Source organism: Ekhidna sp. (genome assembly GCF_040223195.1).
Classification (GTDB): domain Bacteria; phylum Bacteroidota; class Bacteroidia; order Cytophagales; family Cyclobacteriaceae; genus Ekhidna.
Window position 1 is genome coordinate 261,857 of sequence record NZ_JAVKDX010000012.1, and the last position, 16,858, is coordinate 278,714.

Consider the following 16,858-nt stretch of genomic DNA (forward strand, 5'->3'; position numbering starts at 1 on the left):
AGTGAATGCAAAGGCTTTTAGATTTCCTTTATCAACAGCGAGAAATAGCCGTATTCATCGGTCTGGAAATACTAAGTGCGTGGTTACTCATCAATTTTAACAACCGATACAACGCATCTTTTCTCAATTCAAGCAATGAGGCAGCCGCTTCGCTGACACAAACATCCAATAACGTGAGCGATTACTTTCAGCTTACGGAAATCAATCAGCAGCTCATGCTGGAGAATTCTCAACTACAGGAGGAGCTCCGAATGCTTCGCACTGAAAAGTACTCATTTCTGGATACGGTAGATCAATACCAGGTCATAGGAGCACGGGTGATCAACAACACCTTCGATCGAAGCACCAACTTTGTGACTATCTCGGCCGGTAGAAAAGATAGTGTTGAGGTAGGCATGGGCGTGATTTCTTCTTTTGGAGTCGTTGGTCAGGTAAAGTCGGTGACCAACAATTTTGCAACGATTTACTCCCTGTTGCACCCTAAACTCCTGATCTCATCTAAGGTAAAAAGGACGGAAACCAAGTGTACGGTACAGTGGGATCAGGAGAGCTATGACAGGGCAAGCCTAAAATATATTCCAAGGCACATTAAGCTGAAAGCAGGTGATTCGATTGTGACATCCGGCTATAATTCAGTTTTCCCGGAAAATGTGCTTGTAGGCATAGTGGACGAATTGAACCTTGAAGATCACATGACTTTTTATGAGGCTAAGGTGAAGTTGGCAACTGACTTTACCAGCTTGTATCAGGTTTTCGTTATCAAGGATTTGTATAAACCGGAAAAGGACTCACTTGAGATTGCCCAATGACACGAATCAGCATCAATGAACAGATTCTCAACCTGATCCTGCTTTTGCTGGTGCAATTGCCGCTGATTCATCGGGTCACCCTGTTCGATAAGGCTTTTGGCTTCTTTTATGTGGGCTTTCTCTTGCTTCTCCCTCGCACGCTTAGCAGGTCTTATTTAATGCTGATCGGATTTCTCTCAGGTTTGCTGGTGGATGTATTCACGAATACTCCCGGTATTCATGCATCTGCCTCAGTGTTTATCATGTTTATTAGAAGCTTCTGGCTCAATGTGGTGACGGATGATGCGCAGGAAATCACAAACCTTGATATCTCAAGCCTGAAAAAGTCGGGATTTGTCTATTTCATTTTTCCTCTTGTCTTTGTCCATCACTTCCTCATTTTTACCATTGAGAATGGCGGCTTCCACTTATTTGGCATGGTTTTGAGCAAGGTGTTCTTCAGTGCTATCTTTAGTACGGTGGTCATTTTCACCACCAATTTTGCAATCACACCAACCAGAAAAAGGGTATGAGAGGACGGAGCATCATCATACGCGGCATCATTCTTCTCACCGTGTTTGTGTTTGCGGTGCGCCTTTTCTACATCCAGATCCTGGAGGAGGACTATAAAGTAGCAGCAGAAAACAACGTGGTTCAAAAGATCGTGCAATATCCCTTTCGTGGATTGGTGTATGATAATAATGACAGTCTGGTAATCTATAATTCCCCGGTTTATGATTTGATGATTGTGCCTAAGGAGGCCGAGATTTCCGACACCACCAAGTTTTGCAATTTGCTTGGAATCGACCGGGTAGAACTGGAAGAAAAGCTCATCAAAGCCAAGGGATACTCCTCCATTCTAGCATCAAAGTTTATCGAGCAAATCTCCGACGAACTCTTTGCCAGGCTGCAGGATCAGTTGATCAATTACCCGGGATTCTATGTGCTCCCAAGAACGATCAGGTCTTACAATACCAAATCCCTGGCCAATGTGGTTGGCTATGTGGGTGAGATAAGCGGAAGGGACCTGGAGCGAGACACTACCAACTACTATCGCTCCGGGGATTACATTGGAATAGGAGGCATTGAAAAATCTTACGAGCAGCATCTCCGTGGCAAGCGAGGGGCTACCTATAAGGTGGTGAATGTGCAGGGAATTATCAAAGATGATTATCGGGATGGCGAGTATGATACCCTGCCCCAACCCGGAGAGAATATTCACCTGACCATCGACCTGGAGCTACAGCAATATGCTGAGAAGCTGATGGAGGGAAAGGTTGGTAGCGTGGTGGCCATAGAGCCAAAAACAGGAAGAATTTTGGCACTGGTATCTGCCCCATCTTATGATCCACAGCTGCTAAGTGGAAAAAATCTGAGCAAGAATTTTCCCGAATTGAACGGCAATGAAGATAAGCCATTATTTAACAGGCCCCTTCAGGCAAGATACCCACCAGGCTCTATGTTTAAGACGATCCAGGCAGTAATATCCATGCATGAAGGGGTGGTGGGGAAAGATGAAATTATCATCACAGATGGCAGCAATATTGGAGATCTGGCTCCTCCGGGCCCGTACAATATGGTCAAGGCCATCACCAAATCTTCCAACAATTATTTCTATCTGGTAATGAGACGAATGGTGCAGCAAGGGGAGGATGAGAGCCCTTTCATAGATTCTCGGATAGGTCTGGAAAAATGGAGGGATTATGTGATGGAGTTTGGCTTGGGGCGAAAGCTAGGTGTGGATTTGCCCAATGAGATTGCGGGCAATGTCCCAAGCATCGAATATTATGATAGATTTTATGGGGCTAAGCGATGGAAGTATTCCAACATCGCGTCTCTAAGTATCGGACAGGGAGAGCTACTGGTGACCCCTCTCCAAATGGCAAACCTTGGAGCAATCCTGGCCAACAGGGGGTATTTTATCACCCCGCATGTGGTAGAAATGATTGAAGGATGGCCAAACCCAAATATCAAGAAAGAGATTCTCCCCTTTGATCCTGCTCATTTCGAGCCGGTGATCCAGGGCATGGAGCTGGTGGTCAAAGCCGGTTCCGGAATTCGCGGATATCTGGACAGCCTGAAGCTTGCCGGCAAAACGAGTACAGTCCAAAATCCACATGGTGAGGATCATTCAGGTTTTATGGGGTTTGCTCCGTTGGATGATCCGAAAATCTCCATTGCAGCTTACGTGGAAAATGCCGGACAGGGTGGTCGTGCGGCAGTCTCTGTGGCCAGCTTACTGGCAGAAAAATATGTGATGGGCAAGGTCTCACGACCATGGCTCGAAGATTACGTTTTAGAAGAAAGATATTTACCTCAAAATGCGCCAAGACCCACTCTCGCAGAAAATTGATTGGATTTCGGTCCTTTTGTTTGCGGTGCTTGTGATTGCAGGCTGGCTGAATATCTATGCAGCGGAGTATGACCCTGAGATTAACCAGAGCATCTTCGATTTTAGCACACGAGCCGGCAGGCAGCTGATTTGGATTTTTGCCACTATTGCTATTGTTTTTACGATCTTCTTTTTTGACTATAAGTTCTTCGATTCTTTCGCTTACATCATTTATGGGATATTTATTGTTTTGTTGCTATTCATTTTGATCGGTGGAAAGGAAGTGGCCGGATCGAAATCGTGGGTAGGTATAGGTGGTTTTGGATTACAGCCATCCGAGTTTGCCAAGTTTGCAACAGCCTTTGCTTTGGCTAAATACCTCGATCATACCACCAGAAAACTTACCAACCTCAACACGCTCGGAGTAGCTTTTGCCATCATCTTATTGCCAATGGTGCTAACAGTTCTTCAAGGAGATACTGGAACGGCACTAGTGTTTGTAGCTCTGATTGTGCCAATGTTCAGGGAAGGAATGCCCCCCTTGTTGCCGATAGTCGGGTTGTCAGTATTGGCGGTTTTTTTGCTCACATTACTGGTGAGCCAGACAGTTTTGTTGGCAGGAATTGCAGTAGTAACCCTACTTGCAATGGGGTTAAATGCTCGCCAGCCGAAACGTCTTTTATACATCATCACCAGTGCGGTGGTGATCACATTTGCAGTGCGAAGTGTGGACTTCATTCTTACAGATGTGCTAAAGCCTCACCAGCAGAAGCGTGTGCTTTCATTGATCAACCCGAACATTGATCCGCTGGGGGCAGGATGGAATGTGACCCAGTCCAAGATAGCCATCGGATCGGGAGGATTTGCCGGAAAGGGCTTTTTGGAAGGCACACAGACTAAGTTTGATTTTGTGCCAGAGCAAACCACTGATTTTATTTTCTGTACCATCGGGGAAGAGCATGGCTGGCTGGGGAGCATTTTGCTGCTCGCACTTTTCACCACACTTCTGCTTAGACTGGTCTTTTTGGCTGAACGACAGAAGTCCACGTTCTCAAGAATCTATGGCTATGGGGTGGTGGGAATTATCTTTTTCCACTTCACAGTAAACATTGCCATGACGATTGGTTTGTTTCCTGTAATAGGCATTCCTCTGCCGTTTTTCAGCTACGGTGGTTCCTCGCTTTGGGCTTTTACGATTTTGCTTTTCAGCTTTTTGAAGCTTGATGCGCACAGAATGCAGGTATTGCAAAGGTGGTGAGGTGGCTCACTACCTGCTAAATTTTTGCTGCTTTTACTTTCGCTTCCGATACTACTTTAGCAGCTTTTTTATTTGCTTCCGATTCAATCTGGGCGGCTTTTTCATCCGCTTCAGATCGCATCTTCTTGGCCGCTTCCTCAGCTACCTTCTTTTTGAGCGGATTGGATCCTGCATCAGCGATAAGTTTGTCGGCAGCAGCATATCCTTCTTTCCTCACCTTTTCTGCACTGGCCTTGCCTTGTTTTCGTATTTCTGCTGCTTTTGCTTCGGCTTCAGAAATTATTTTCTTGCGCTGCTCTTCCTTAGCTTTTTCTAGTTCCGCTTTGGCCTCTGCCTCTGCTTTGGCAAGCTCAGCTTCTGCTTTCGCCTTTTGTTCGTCTGCCTTGGCGGAAAGTTGCTGCTTAAGTGCGTCGGTAGCACTAGCACTTCCACCGGCCGAATTGCTTGTGCCAAGCAGCTTCACAGATGGATCATCGTAGGTACCGCCTATTCCCAGGTTGAGGTTGATCTTGTCTGCCACCAAATTCTTTCCACCGGTAAATGAGCTCAATGCGCTGTTGAGTGCATTTCCGATTTGACCGGTAGGTACATCCCTCAGGAGCATGGAATAATCCAGACTTCCATCCAGCCCGTTGTTACCCCCTACCACTGCTTTTTGTCCACTCACCTCCAGCTCAAACGGCTCTACGTACATGCGACCGTCTTTGATTTCAGTAGTAACTAGGACATCCTTTAGGGAAATTTTTTGCTGAGGCTGAGAGCTGGCGCCAGTCTTCAATGCGGCCACAGCTGATAACTTTTGCATAAACTCACCCTTTTCAAGGGTAGCCTGGGCAATGTTTACCAATCCGGATAGGTTGATTTCCTCCATAATTGGCATCATGTCTTCACCCAAAAGTCCATTGACAGTGAAACTGGTCGAAAACTTCCCTGATACCTGCTTGGCTATTGGTACATATGTTTGAATTGTTTCAAATGATTCAAAGGCACTTGCAATAGACAAATCCTTGATCTTGAAACTAAGATCATATTGGGGCTTTTCCAGGTCTTTGGTCACATATGAGCCGGTCATTTCAAATGTTCCATCCAGCATCTTGAAACTGTTTTTGTCTAGGATAATGGCTCCATCCTTTATCAGCACATTGCCCTGAAAGTCGGTAATTGGCATGTTTGAGTAGGCAATCTTACCAATAGAGGATGCGAGTGTGAAATCTATATTTTCCGGGATTTTGACTACTTCCAACGAATCATTTTCTACGATGGATTCTGTATTGGTTCCTGTTTCCGTTGTTGCCACTTCTTCTTCCATGCTCTCCTCAGGCATCAACTCATTGATGTCGATTAAATTGGAATTGAAGTCAAGTCTTCCCGTTAAAAGGGCATCTTCAGAAAGCGCATAAGCCAGGTAGTTGCTGATTTTTCCTTTCATGCTGAAATCTGAATTGCCGGATTTTGCAGAAAACTCGTTCAGGTTGATTTCTGAAGGATCGAATGACAGATTGGCCTGAGAAATCTCAAAACCTTGAGGAAGGTCTTCACTCTTAAATAGAAAATTGTTGATCGTAAGGCTCCCTGAGGTGGGTATTTGATCATATCGCTCGGCCTCTACGTCAGACATTTGACCGGCCGTGTTCAGCTTGGCGTTTATTTTTCCAAGCAGCGTCATGCCTTCGAGCGGCACTACTTTCGTGATTTTTTCCAGATCGGCATTTCCATCAAACCCAAAATCCCACTGATAATTCTCGAGGTTCTTGAATTTCAAATAGGAGGTCACAGACTCACCGTCAACCAGCATGGAGAAATTATCAACGTTGAAACTTGTCTCACTAAGGTCTGCCGAAGGGTAATTGAAACTGGATTTGATATTGATATTTTCGATTGGGATATTGAAATCTGCGTAGCGCACACTTCCATTGTCCACACTAAGATTAGCAGCTACCTGAGGCATTGAGGTTTCGTTGAAAGTCCCCTTTACATACCCATCGAAACCGATGCTTCCTGCTGCGGTCACCCCATCCAGATATTCCTGATACACTCCCGGGATCAGAGACAGAATACTTTTTAAGCTGATATCCTTGCCCCCAAAAGTGATGTCCATATTTATGTCTTCCCCAGGCATGGCTACATATCCATCAACTCCCATAGCAAAATTGTTTACTGCAATTCGATTCTCTTTGAAGGTAAACTTCATCTCTGCCAGGTTCATATTCAGCGTCACATCAGCTGCCAGTCGCTTGTTTGAAACATAATCTATCCCTTCAAATCCCAATGATGCCGCTTCAATCGTCGTATTGGTTTTCATATCAAAGACATCCAAAGTGAAATCCCCTGACCCTTCGTGATTCAGGCCAATCAAAGTGGTGTAAAAATTCATGGATTGATCTCTGTATGTGACTGTTCCATTCTTAATCGCCCACCTGTTGATACCGATATTGACTGCTCCAGATTCATCGGATAGTTCTGGTTCTTCAGCAACAACCCCTTGAGCTGCCTCACCTGTATTCTCAGCCTCTTTGGCTATGTCATAATTCGCTGTGCCGTCCGGCAGCACTAGGACGAGAATTTTTGGCTCATCCAATAAAATTTCTTCAATGATAATTTGATCGCCACGAATGACAGACATCAGATCAATAGTAACCTGAAAGTTGCCAATGGAAGCCAGCGTATCCTTTTCGAATGGGGCATTGCCCACCACACCAAAATCACTCATGCTAACGGTGATATCTGGAAAATTTTTGATCAGAGACAGGCTAAACCCATCAATGTCGTAAAAGACTTTTGCATTCAGGTTTTCGGCCATGGTGTCATCCAGCGCTTGCCTAATGTCATCTTTGAAAATGATTGGAACTATCACGATTGTCCCTATTAGAATGACGAATATTACGCCTATGATGATCAGAAATTTTTTCATACCATTGATATTTTAAACCAAATTACTGAGAATACGCCCCATTTAATAAAATGCAACGCATCTTTAACATTTGGGCAACCTACTTTGTGAGGGTAACGAATATGTCCTCCATTAATTGGAGCCTGATTCTTTCAGGGGATTTGGAGGCTACACGGTAAGTCATGCCCGGGGTATTCGGTTCATTCACCAGAAAAAGGGTATCGTTGGAGACATACCAGGATTGGGTATGTGAAAGCGTGTCTACATTGAAGATGCATTCGGGATATCCGTTAGCAGTTACAGTGAGGCTGTCCTCAGTGAAGACGAAGCTTCCGTTCATGTAAAATTCCATGTCTGATACCTCCGGATAAGATTCCGGTGGTGTCTCCCACTCCGCTTTCCATGAGCCAGGCCATTCGGATGGGCGATTGTCTGCTTTTTCCTCGCCTGAAGTGCTACAAGCAAACACGATTAATGGGATAAAGAGTAGTTTTTTCATATCTATGTTTGACTCATTTTACACATCAAAAATACTTAACCATGAAGTCAATCATAAATTTTTTGAATGCGGAATATGGCGGGTAGACGGTCTTGGCCATGGTGAGTCCTCTGCGTTGCTTCACAATGGCTTTTTCGTTAGAAAAGGCAATGAATCCCGTGTGTCCGTGTGCTTTGCCGATCCCACTGTTATTCACCCCGCCAATTGGCAAATTGGGGTGGGCAAACTGTAGCACCACATCATTGATGGTCATCATGCCGGCGCTGGTTTCCTTCTTCACTTTATTGATGATGGAGTTTTTACTGGAGAATAGATAGAGCGCCAGTGGTTTTGGTTTTTGATTGATGAAATCTATGACTTCCTCGATGTTTTGATAGGGCATCATTGGAAGGATAGGGCCAAAGATTTCTTCTTCTAGCACTCTGGAGTTTTTGGAGACATTTGAAAGTAGTGTGGGAGTAAATCTCAAATTGTCCCGGTCTGATTTCCCACCAAATTCAATATCAGCACCCTTATCAATAGCGTCTGCCATGAGGTCGTTGATACGATTGTGATGATGACGGCTGATGATTCCGCCATACGTTTCTTTGGTTCCGTAGAGTTTATTGGATTGCAGCACCAGCTCTTCCACTAGCTTGTCTTTTACATCTTCATGCACGTACAGGTAATCAGGTGCGATGCACACTTGCCCAGCATTTTGCCATTTTCCCCATGCAATTTTCTGTGCTGCGTCTTTGATGTTGGCACTCTTGTCCACGATGGTTGGGGATTTTCCCCCCAGCTCTAATGTTACTGAGGCGAGGTGCTTTGCTGCAGCTGCCATCACTATTTTCCCAACCTGTGGGCTGCCAGTGAAGAATATATGATCGAAGGGTAATGCAAGCAATTCCTGCGACTCCTCCACTGCACCTAGCACCACCGATACCTCTTCTGGTTTGAAGAGATCGAGGCACATCCGCTGGATGAGATCGGAAGTATGTTCAGAATACTCGGAGGGTTTTATGATTGCGGTATTGCCGGCAGCCAGCGTGGAAACAAGTGGAGCAATCGCTAGCTGGAATGGGTAATTCCAGGGGGCTATGATCAGGCAGGCACCTTTGGGTTCATAATACGTCTCAGCCTTTGTGCCCAAGTAGGTAATGCTAGTAGCTGCTGGTTTTGGGGACATCCAGATTTTCAGGTTTTTCCTTGCTTTTCGTATTTCCGATAGCACCACAAATACTTCGGTGAGGTCAGTTTCCTGAAATGGTTTCTGCAAATCCTTATGCACAGCTTCATGAATTTCCCCCCGGTGACTCATGATCCAGTCTTCCATTCTCTTCAAAGTGGCTCTTCGCTGAGAGGTAGTGGAAGTTCTTAGTTTGATTGAATGGCTCTTGACCCCTTCAAAAAGCTCCCGAATATTAGATTTTGTAGCTGTGTCCATACTTAAAAATAAAAAAAGTCAGCCCGAAAGCTGACTTTTAAAACCTGTTTCCAATTTTAATTATTGTATCTCGAATTCTACTCTTCTGTTTTTCTGCATGTTTTCAGGGGTATCGTTCGGGAATTTCGGCTTGGTTTCACCAAACGCTTTAAAATCAAGTCTGTCCCTGCTAATTCCATTTTGAATAAAATAATCCATTACTGACTTGGCTCGTTTGCCGGAAAGTGTCATGTTGTAATCATCTCTACCACTACTATCGGTGTGGCCTGTTATCAGGATTTTGTCTATCGTTCCTCTTTTCAGGTAGTCAAGCACCCGGTTTAGTTCTGGATATGAAGCCGTTTTCAACTCCCACTTATTCAGGTCAAAGAAGATGTTTTTAAGCTCTATGGTTTCTCCTTTTTGAACCGGGAAAATTTTGATTGCTTTTTCAATTGTATCAGACTTCTTCAAATTGACAAAATCAAGCCTTTCTGTTTCCGAGATGAACCCCTCAGCTTCCCCCACCAATCCGTACTGCCATCCACCCTGCACGGTAAATCTGAAGCTACCAGTCTCATCTGTTGCGGCGTGACCGATATCCAGTCCATCAGGTAGTCGCTCAATTAGTACTGTTGCTCCTTCTATTGGCTGATTAGTTTTGGCATTTAGCACAGTTCCCGAGACTGTTGCTATGATATCTTCCGGTACCAAATGCTCTACTGAGGCTACCAAAGGGGATTCTACCTGATCTGAGAAAAGATCCTCCACTTTGAAGGTGAAAATATCTGTGTCTTCCCCCTTTTCCCCACGCGTGAAGTAAAGATTTTGACCTGTTGCCGGAATACTGAAGTACTCATCATTTCCTTCCTGATTTATTCCAGGGCCCAGGTTTTCTGGTTCAGACCATCGTTTCCATGTATCATCCAGCTTGAAAGAGACGTAAATATCTGCCCCTCCATATCCCGTATAGCCATCTGACGAAAAGTAGAGTGTTCGGCCATCTTCTGCCATGAATGGGGATTCGTCTTCGCCTATAGAGTTGATATCATCGCCCAGGTTCATAGGTTCGGTCCATGTGCCGTCATTCTTTTTGAATGAGACATACAAATCCCGACCACCGTAGGTGTCATCCCGCTCAGCAGACATGATCATCGCATTACCGCCAGGGGCAAGGAAAAAATCAGCATTGGGGGAGTAGTTGTATTCGTTTTCTATTTCTACCGATGTAGGATCCGCAAAGCTGTCTCCTTCTCTGGTAGACATGGAAACCCCTGTGTACATCCTTCCCTTTTTGCCATAGCGATTTCCGAGGATGAGTACTTCCTGATCTCCAATCTTAGTGATTGAACTGATAAAGTTTGGCCCCTGGGTATTTAATGGAGGCCCCAGGTTTTTGGCAGGCAACCATTCTCCGGTTTCTTCATCCAGCTCAGACACCCAGATGTCTTCTGCATCATTTGATCCCCCCACGTTATCCGGGTGGAACTGACGGCTGAAATAGAGTTTTTTGCCATCCGGGGAAATGATCGGGCTGTGTTCTACATAATCACTATTAACATTCGTGCTCAGCTTTTGCGCATCCACGGTGCTGTTCACTCCTCTGGCAAGGTTGAGGAGTACATTGATCGGAATATTCGAAGCTGATACACCAATGGCATCAATGGCGTTGTATCCATCTGAGACGCTACAGTCCAGGACAACCCTTACTGCCTGAACAGTATATGGTGTTTCTTCAAAGAATAGGTTGAGCAGCCGTGACTCGATAGGCAAGTCGCGTGGGGTTAGCTCGAAAAGCAAGTATTCATTGTATTCCGGATCGTATCCGTAAACCGCTTTCACGGCTCCAGGATTTTCTGACTCGGCAATGGCTATCTGTTTGGCTTTGATGGGTGTATTAAAAGAGACCATGATGAACTCTTCCTTGTCCTGACTCTTGGGTCTCCATGCATTCGGATTTTCCCCGCCATTGGGCAGAACGTTTGGTCGGTGCAATGTTTGAATAGCGGAGTACTCATAGGGAGAATACTCGGACGAAACATCAATCACCTGTGTACCCCATGATACAGTCTCTTGGGCTTGGGCAGCATACATTGCCAGAAAGCCATATACGAAAAGGTAGATTTTTTTCATAAGTCTTTGTTTAACGACGGATAACTCTTACTTCTACTCTTCTGTTGAGGGCTTTTGCCTCATCAGTTCGCTCCTGGGTCACTGGCTGAGTGCCACCAAATGCTTTGGTGAATATCCTGCTTTTTTTCACTTTTTGATCAATGAGGTATTCCTGCACGGCTAGTACCCTTGCTTCTGAAAGGCGCATGTTTGCATCGGGATTTCCGGCAAAATCTGTGTGCCCTTCCAGCTGGATTATGATGGAGGGATTCTCATTCATCCAAGTGGCGAGTTCGTTTAGCTCCTGGTAGGAGCTTGGTGAGATCAGATCACTACCACGATCGAAAATCAGATTTTCGAGCTTTCTCAGCTCCACAACATCTTCTTCTACAAATATGTCAAGGGCCAGATTGCCATTGACAGTTATTTTGTTGGTGTATTTGTTATACCCACTTTTTGTCACCGAAAAGTTATACGTCTCTCCTTTGATGAGCTGGATCTCATAGGATCCATCAGTTTTGGTTGATGCCATTCCCATATCATCATAATAAGGAAGCTTTTCGTATAGGATATTTCCCACTATAGGCGTAGAATCGGCAGCTTTTAGCATTTTACCGTACACCAAGACGAGCGTATCGCTGGAAATCTGGGCGTAAGTAGTGGCGACTAAAGCGAGCGAAAAAATGGTAAACAGATAAATTTTTCGCATTTGATTTTTGGATGATTTAGGCCAAAATAACTCAAATAAATGCAAAAACTAAAGAATACTTATCGTTTTGATTGTCCAGGGCGTCTGGCAGATTATTCAGGGGTTCTGATTGTTATCTTCTTCCGAAGGGATTTTGGCCAGAAGTGTCTCGTTCACCATGTATTCAATTCCATCAAGAACAGATTTGATAGAATCGCTGACCACTTTAAACTCAGCCAGCTGAGTGGTGTCTATTCCACTGGATGAAGGAATGTCTACCTTCAAGGCATCTACTTGTCTGCCGTTTTTCCAGAATCGGAAGCATAGGTGTGGCCCATTCGCAAGCCCGGTGCTTCCTACGTATCCGATGGTTTGGCCTTGCTTTACTGTAACCCCGGGCCGGATTCCTTTTGCAATTTTCGACATATGAAGGTACTGGGTGGTGTAGTTACTATTGTGCTTGATCTTCACATAGTTGCCATTGCCGCCGTGGTATTTCGCTTCCAATACAACACCATCTCCCACGGTGCGTATAGGCGTGCCTATAGGAGCGGCATAGTCTGTCCCCAGATGGGCCTTGTATCTTTTCTGAACCGGATGAAATCTCCTTAAGGAATAGCGCGAACTAATTCTGGAGTACTCCAGGGGAGCCCTCAGAAGCGTTTTTCTTAGGCTATTGCCCTCTTCATCAAAGAAATCCAGCTTATCCTCCGTCTCATAAGGAATCGCATAGTATGATTTGCCCCAGTGCTCAAAATATGCTCCCTTGATGCTTTTTATTCCTACGATTTCTCCATCTACGGTTTCCTCTTCGAAAATGAGTTTGAATTTATCTCCTTTGGCGATCCGGAAGAAGTCCACCTGCCAGGCAAATACATCCACCATTTTGTGCACCAAGAGTGGAGAAGCACCCTGATCCAGAATGGCATTATATAGTGATGAATTGATCTCTGCGGCAAGGGTGCGCTCGGATAATTGAATCGGTTTTTTCTGCACTTCCACGTAAATCGAGTCAACCAGATTGTAGACCACATACTCGGTTGGTGAAGGCTCAAAAATGAATTGCCGTGCGGTTCTCAACGAATCACGATCATGAATGATGGCGTAGTTTGATCCGGCCTTCAGCCTCCTTACATCGTAAACGTCCCTGGATCTTTGTGAGAGGGTGTGAAGATCCTGATAGGAAATGTTGAATGCTGAAAGTATTTCTGAGAGGTTTTGATTCCACTTTATTTTTCCCTCCGCTACCGCAAAAGAGTCGATCGGGTAGCCATAGAAGAGGGTGGGTATGTGAAAGAAAGACGAGTCTACTTCGATCTCAACAATTGGCTCCTCCTCTTGCTGGAATGGACTATAAAAATACTTTGCTGAAATTAGCGTGACGGCAAGCCCTGCAATGGCTAGCCAGATTCCCGTTTTCTTCATGCTGTTAGCTTGATGACGCTACAAAACTGCGTTTTTTCGGTGGGTTTCCAAGGCTTTATCCAGAAAATCCACAAAAGCTGAGATATTCAGATTGTAGGCTCTTGGTGGGATGATCAACTCTTCGTCCTCGCTGAGGATCACATAAAATGGCTGTGCATTATTATTGAACCGGGTGATTTGAAAATCCGCATTCTGCTGACCGATGGTCTTTTTAGTTTTGCCATCATACGATGATTTATACCAGTCACTTTCTGGCAGGATGGTACGATCATCCACGTACAATGCCACAAGCACGAAATCTTCACTTAGTCGCTTAAGCACAGCAGGGTCTGACCATACCCGCTGCTCCATCTCCCGGCAATTGACACAGCCATGCCCCGTAAAGTCTATGAATACCGGCTTTCCTTGCTCTTTGGCACAAGCAATTGCTTGCTCATAATCGAAATACCCGCTCAGGCCATGAGGCCAGTGCAGGATGTCTGAATATTTGGGTTCTTCACAGGTGTTTCCTCCCGCTTCGGCTTTCAGCAGGTTGAAGTTGTGAGTTGCCATGGGAGGAAGAAATCCTGAAAGGGATTTCAAAGGAGCACCCCAGAGGCCGGGGATCAAGGCAATCACAAACGCAAAGGTGCCGATCCCCAGGATCAACCGTGCAACAGAAATCTTGTCTGAATCTGTATCGCTTTTGAGCTTGAGCTTCCCGATGAGGTAAAGTCCTAGCAATCCAAAAATTGATATCCATAGTGCAATAAAGACTTCACGATCCAATAAGCCCCAGTGATATGCCAGGTCTGCCACACTTAGGAATTTCAGCGCAAGTGCCAACTCCAAAAACCCAAGCACAACCTTCACTGCATTGAGCCAGCCGCCGGATTGAGGCATAGACTTGAGCCAGGCAGGGAAAATGGCAAACCCGGTAAATGGAATGGCGAAAGCGAGTGAGAACCCAAACATAGCCATGGTGCCTTCCATGATGCTGCCGCCACTCAGCGTATTGATAAGTGCCGTACCCACGATTGGGAAGGTACAGGAGAAGCTCACGAGCACAAGGGTGATGGCCATGAAGAAAATGCCGATCAGTCCGCCCCGGTCAGCCTGCTGGTCAATTTTAGTAACAAGTCCAGAAGGGAGTGTGATTTCAAAAAGCCCAAAGAAAGAGAGCGCAAAGAGTACGAATACGGAGAAGATGATCAGGTTAAACAGCCAGTGTGTGCTTAGCTCATTTAGTGCTGTGAAGCCCCAAATCAGTGAAATAAGAAATCCAAGGAGGCTGAAGAAAACCACGATCGAAAGACCATAAATCAAAGCCTTGCCAATACCTTCTTTCTTGCTTTTGCTTTGTTTCAGGAAAATGGAGACGGTAATCGGGATCATCGGGTAGACACACGGGGTGAGCAGTGCAACAAGGCCAGCAAGGAACGCGGTGATCAGGATAGACCACAAGCTGCTCTTTTTTTCTTCAGGTTCAGAAATCTGACTTAATTCCGTCTTTTTTTTTGAGTCTCCGGTTTTTGAATTTGCGCTCAAAGAAAACTCATCATCAAACGGGATGCACTTGCCATCTACATCGGAGCATACCTGGTAGAAATAGCCACCCGTGATTTTATAGTTCTCTTTTAGGATTTTGACCTTTTGAATGAACAGCCCTTCCTTTTTGAAATAGGTGTACTCACCTTCCCAGAGCGAATCATACTTTCTCTTGGCATCAATGGGTTCTATTCCCCCGATCAGCTCATAGGTATCATTTTCATCGAAAGTGAACTCAGTGACCATGGGCCCCAGGTCCGGATCAAAATCAGAAGAATAGAGGTACCAGTCTTTCTCGATTTTTGCTTTGAATCGAATTTCAACTTCATCACCAGCTTTTGGAGACTCGTTGGATAATTCTACTTTCCAGCTGATTGGTTTTAGGATTTGGCCCAGAGATGAAAATGAAAAAAAGAGGAATCCTATAACTAATAAGCCTCCCCCTAACCCCCTCCGAAGGGGGAATAACCTATATGAATTAGATTTTCTGCTCATCAATTATGATTTTGACATATCCGTGAAAAACCGATAGAAATGTGAAATCGTTTCAATGCCTCTGTAGTAATTGAACAATCCATAGCTCTCATTTGGTGAATGGATCGCATCTTCATTCAGCCCAAAGCCCATCAAAATAGAATCCAGGCCAAGTACTTTTTGAAACAATGCCACGATCGGAATACTCCCACCTTCTCGTGTCGGGATCGGCTCTTTGCCCCAGGTTTTTTCCATTGCTTTGGCAGCCGCTTTATAGCCAATGGAATCTGTTGGGATTACTGAAGGCTCTCCGCCGTGGTGGGGGGTCACTTTTACTTTTACATGCTCAGGAGCGATACTTTCAAAATGCTTAATGAAGAGCTGAGTGATTTCTTTGCTATCCTGATTTGGCACCAGCCTCATGGAAATTTTCGCATAAGCTTTTGATGGGAGAACTGTTTTGGCTCCCTCTCCAATGTACCCCCCCCAAATGCCGTTTACGTCCAGTGTTGGCCTGATGCCCGTGCGCTCAATTGTGGTATATCCTTCCTCACCCTTCACTGCCTCTATGTTCAGGTGCTTTTTATAATCGTTCAGATTGAAGGGAGCCTGGTTCATTTTTTTGCGGTACTCATCAGAAAGTGCCTCTACTTTATCATAGAACCCCGGGATTGTGATTTCACCTTTTTCATTGTGCAGCGAGGCGATCATCTGGCAAAGTGTGTTGATCGGATTTCCTACCGCACCGCCATAAGTGCCGGAGTGAAGGTCCCTGTTTGGTCCGGTTACTTCAACTTCCAAATAGCTAAGCCCTCTCAAGCCTACTGTAATTGAGGGGATGTCATTGCTGATAATATGGGTATCAGAAATCAGAATCACATCGGCTGCAAGTTTCTCTTTATTTCCCCTAACAAATACTTCCAGGTTTTCAGAGCCTACTTCCTCTTCGCCTTCAATCATAAATTTCACGTTGCAGGGCAGGCTGTCGGTTTTGATCAATGCTTCATAGGCCTTCACGTGCATGTATACCTGGCCCTTGTCATCGGCAGAGCCACGTGCGTAGATTCTTTCATTTTTGATCACCGGCTCGAATGGTGGGGAATCCCACAACTCATACGGATCAGCAGGCTGCACATCGTAGTGTCCGTAAACTAAAACAGTAGGCAGGCTCGGGTCAATGATGTGCTCTGCATAGACGATAGGATAACCGGCAGTCTCGCAGATTTCCACATGGGTGCCCAGCTCATCAAATCGATTCTTCAGAAATTCAGCGGCTTGCCGCACATCACCAGCAAATTTTTTATCTGCGCTGACGGATGGGATTTTAAGCAGTTCCAGTAGCTCATTCAGAAATTTTTCTTTGTTCTCCTCGATGTATGAAATAGTACTCATGTGCTAGAATTTTTTTGGCAAACTTAATCAACGAAGAGCACCTGACAGGCTAAGCACCTTCAAAGGTC

The 16,858-nt window shown here is 45.2% G+C and carries 12 protein-coding genes; 4 read left to right on the top strand and 8 right to left on the bottom strand.

The window, feature by feature from the left end:
- Positions 1–5 precede the first annotated feature (5 nt).
- From mreC to rodA, 4 genes are read left to right on the top strand one after another with little or no spacing between them, the layout of a single operon-like run.
- Positions 6–809 carry a rod shape-determining protein MreC gene (gene mreC / locus RLN88_RS06070; protein ID WP_350220486.1) on the top strand — a complete coding sequence of 268 codons (804 nt, stop codon included), beginning with the start codon at positions 6–8 and terminating at the stop codon, positions 807–809.
- The gene (locus tag RLN88_RS06075; protein ID WP_350220487.1) at positions 806–1,321 is read left to right on the top strand and encodes a Rod shape-determining protein MreD; all 516 of its coding nucleotides are present in this window, start codon (positions 806–808) and stop codon (positions 1,319–1,321) included. Before mreC ends, RLN88_RS06075 begins: the two co-directional genes overlap by 4 nt.
- A complete protein-coding gene (locus tag RLN88_RS06080) occupies positions 1,318–3,141 on the top strand; it encodes a penicillin-binding transpeptidase domain-containing protein (protein WP_350220488.1) in 1,824 nt (607 codons plus the stop codon). The genes RLN88_RS06075 and RLN88_RS06080 overlap by 4 nt, the downstream gene beginning before the upstream one ends.
- On the top strand, positions 3,110–4,378 hold the full coding sequence (gene rodA / locus RLN88_RS06085) for a rod shape-determining protein RodA (RefSeq protein ID WP_350220489.1): 1,269 nt from the start codon (positions 3,110–3,112) through the stop codon (positions 4,376–4,378). The genes RLN88_RS06080 and rodA overlap by 32 nt, the downstream gene beginning before the upstream one ends.
- A gap of 16 nt (positions 4,379–4,394) precedes the next feature.
- On the opposite strand, the gene RLN88_RS06090 is transcribed toward rodA, so the two are convergent.
- The 8 genes from RLN88_RS06090 to RLN88_RS06125 all read right to left on the bottom strand — a co-directional run bounded on the left by RLN88_RS06090 (position 4,395) and on the right by RLN88_RS06125 (position 16,790).
- Entirely contained in the window at positions 4,395–7,289 is a 2,895-nt protein-coding gene (locus RLN88_RS06090; protein WP_350220490.1) for an AsmA family protein, read from the bottom strand.
- A 79-nt stretch (positions 7,290–7,368) separates the two neighbouring features.
- A complete protein-coding gene (locus RLN88_RS06095) occupies positions 7,369–7,767 on the bottom strand; it encodes a hypothetical protein (RefSeq protein WP_350220491.1) in 399 nt (132 codons plus the stop codon).
- A 25-nt stretch (positions 7,768–7,792) separates the two neighbouring features.
- Positions 7,793–9,193 (bottom strand): aldehyde dehydrogenase family protein, encoded by a 1,401-nt coding sequence (locus RLN88_RS06100; RefSeq protein ID WP_350220492.1) that lies wholly within the window; start codon positions 9,191–9,193, stop codon positions 7,793–7,795.
- Between the two features lie 60 nt (positions 9,194–9,253).
- Entirely contained in the window at positions 9,254–11,305 is a 2,052-nt protein-coding gene (locus RLN88_RS06105; protein WP_350220493.1) for an OmpA family protein, read from the bottom strand.
- A gap of 10 nt (positions 11,306–11,315) precedes the next feature.
- Complete coding sequence (locus RLN88_RS06110) at positions 11,316–11,993, bottom strand: OmpA family protein (RefSeq protein WP_350220494.1); 678 nt, start codon at positions 11,991–11,993, stop codon at positions 11,316–11,318.
- Between the two features lie 96 nt (positions 11,994–12,089).
- Positions 12,090–13,397, bottom strand: a complete 1,308-nt coding sequence (locus tag RLN88_RS06115; RefSeq protein ID WP_350220495.1) for a peptidoglycan DD-metalloendopeptidase family protein — start codon at positions 13,395–13,397, stop codon at positions 12,090–12,092.
- Between the two features lie 18 nt (positions 13,398–13,415).
- On the bottom strand, positions 13,416–15,419 hold the full coding sequence (locus RLN88_RS06120) for a protein-disulfide reductase DsbD family protein (RefSeq protein ID WP_350220496.1): 2,004 nt from the start codon (positions 15,417–15,419) through the stop codon (positions 13,416–13,418).
- A gap of 3 nt (positions 15,420–15,422) precedes the next feature.
- The gene (locus tag RLN88_RS06125; RefSeq protein ID WP_350220497.1) at positions 15,423–16,790 is read right to left on the bottom strand and encodes a dipeptidase; all 1,368 of its coding nucleotides are present in this window, start codon (positions 16,788–16,790) and stop codon (positions 15,423–15,425) included.
- Between the last annotated feature and the right edge of the window lie 68 nt (positions 16,791–16,858).

Coding starts and splice junctions, on each gene's coding strand:
- mreC (WP_350220486.1), top strand. CDS start 6: ATGCAAAGGCTTTTAGATTTCCTTTATCAACAGCGAGAAATAGCCGTA.
- RLN88_RS06075 (WP_350220487.1), top strand. CDS start 806: ATGACACGAATCAGCATCAATGAACAGATTCTCAACCTGATCCTGCTT.
- RLN88_RS06080 (WP_350220488.1), top strand. CDS start 1,318: ATGAGAGGACGGAGCATCATCATACGCGGCATCATTCTTCTCACCGTG.
- rodA (WP_350220489.1), top strand. CDS start 3,110: ATGCGCCAAGACCCACTCTCGCAGAAAATTGATTGGATTTCGGTCCTT.
- RLN88_RS06090 (WP_350220490.1), bottom strand. CDS start 7,289: ATGAAAAAATTTCTGATCATCATAGGCGTAATATTCGTCATTCTAATA.
- RLN88_RS06095 (WP_350220491.1), bottom strand. CDS start 7,767: ATGAAAAAACTACTCTTTATCCCATTAATCGTGTTTGCTTGTAGCACT.
- RLN88_RS06100 (WP_350220492.1), bottom strand. CDS start 9,193: ATGGACACAGCTACAAAATCTAATATTCGGGAGCTTTTTGAAGGGGTC.
- RLN88_RS06105 (WP_350220493.1), bottom strand. CDS start 11,305: ATGAAAAAAATCTACCTTTTCGTATATGGCTTTCTGGCAATGTATGCT.
- RLN88_RS06110 (WP_350220494.1), bottom strand. CDS start 11,993: ATGCGAAAAATTTATCTGTTTACCATTTTTTCGCTCGCTTTAGTCGCC.
- RLN88_RS06115 (WP_350220495.1), bottom strand. CDS start 13,397: ATGAAGAAAACGGGAATCTGGCTAGCCATTGCAGGGCTTGCCGTCACG.
- RLN88_RS06120 (WP_350220496.1), bottom strand. CDS start 15,419: ATGAGCAGAAAATCTAATTCATATAGGTTATTCCCCCTTCGGAGGGGG.
- RLN88_RS06125 (WP_350220497.1), bottom strand. CDS start 16,790: ATGAGTACTATTTCATACATCGAGGAGAACAAAGAAAAATTTCTGAAT.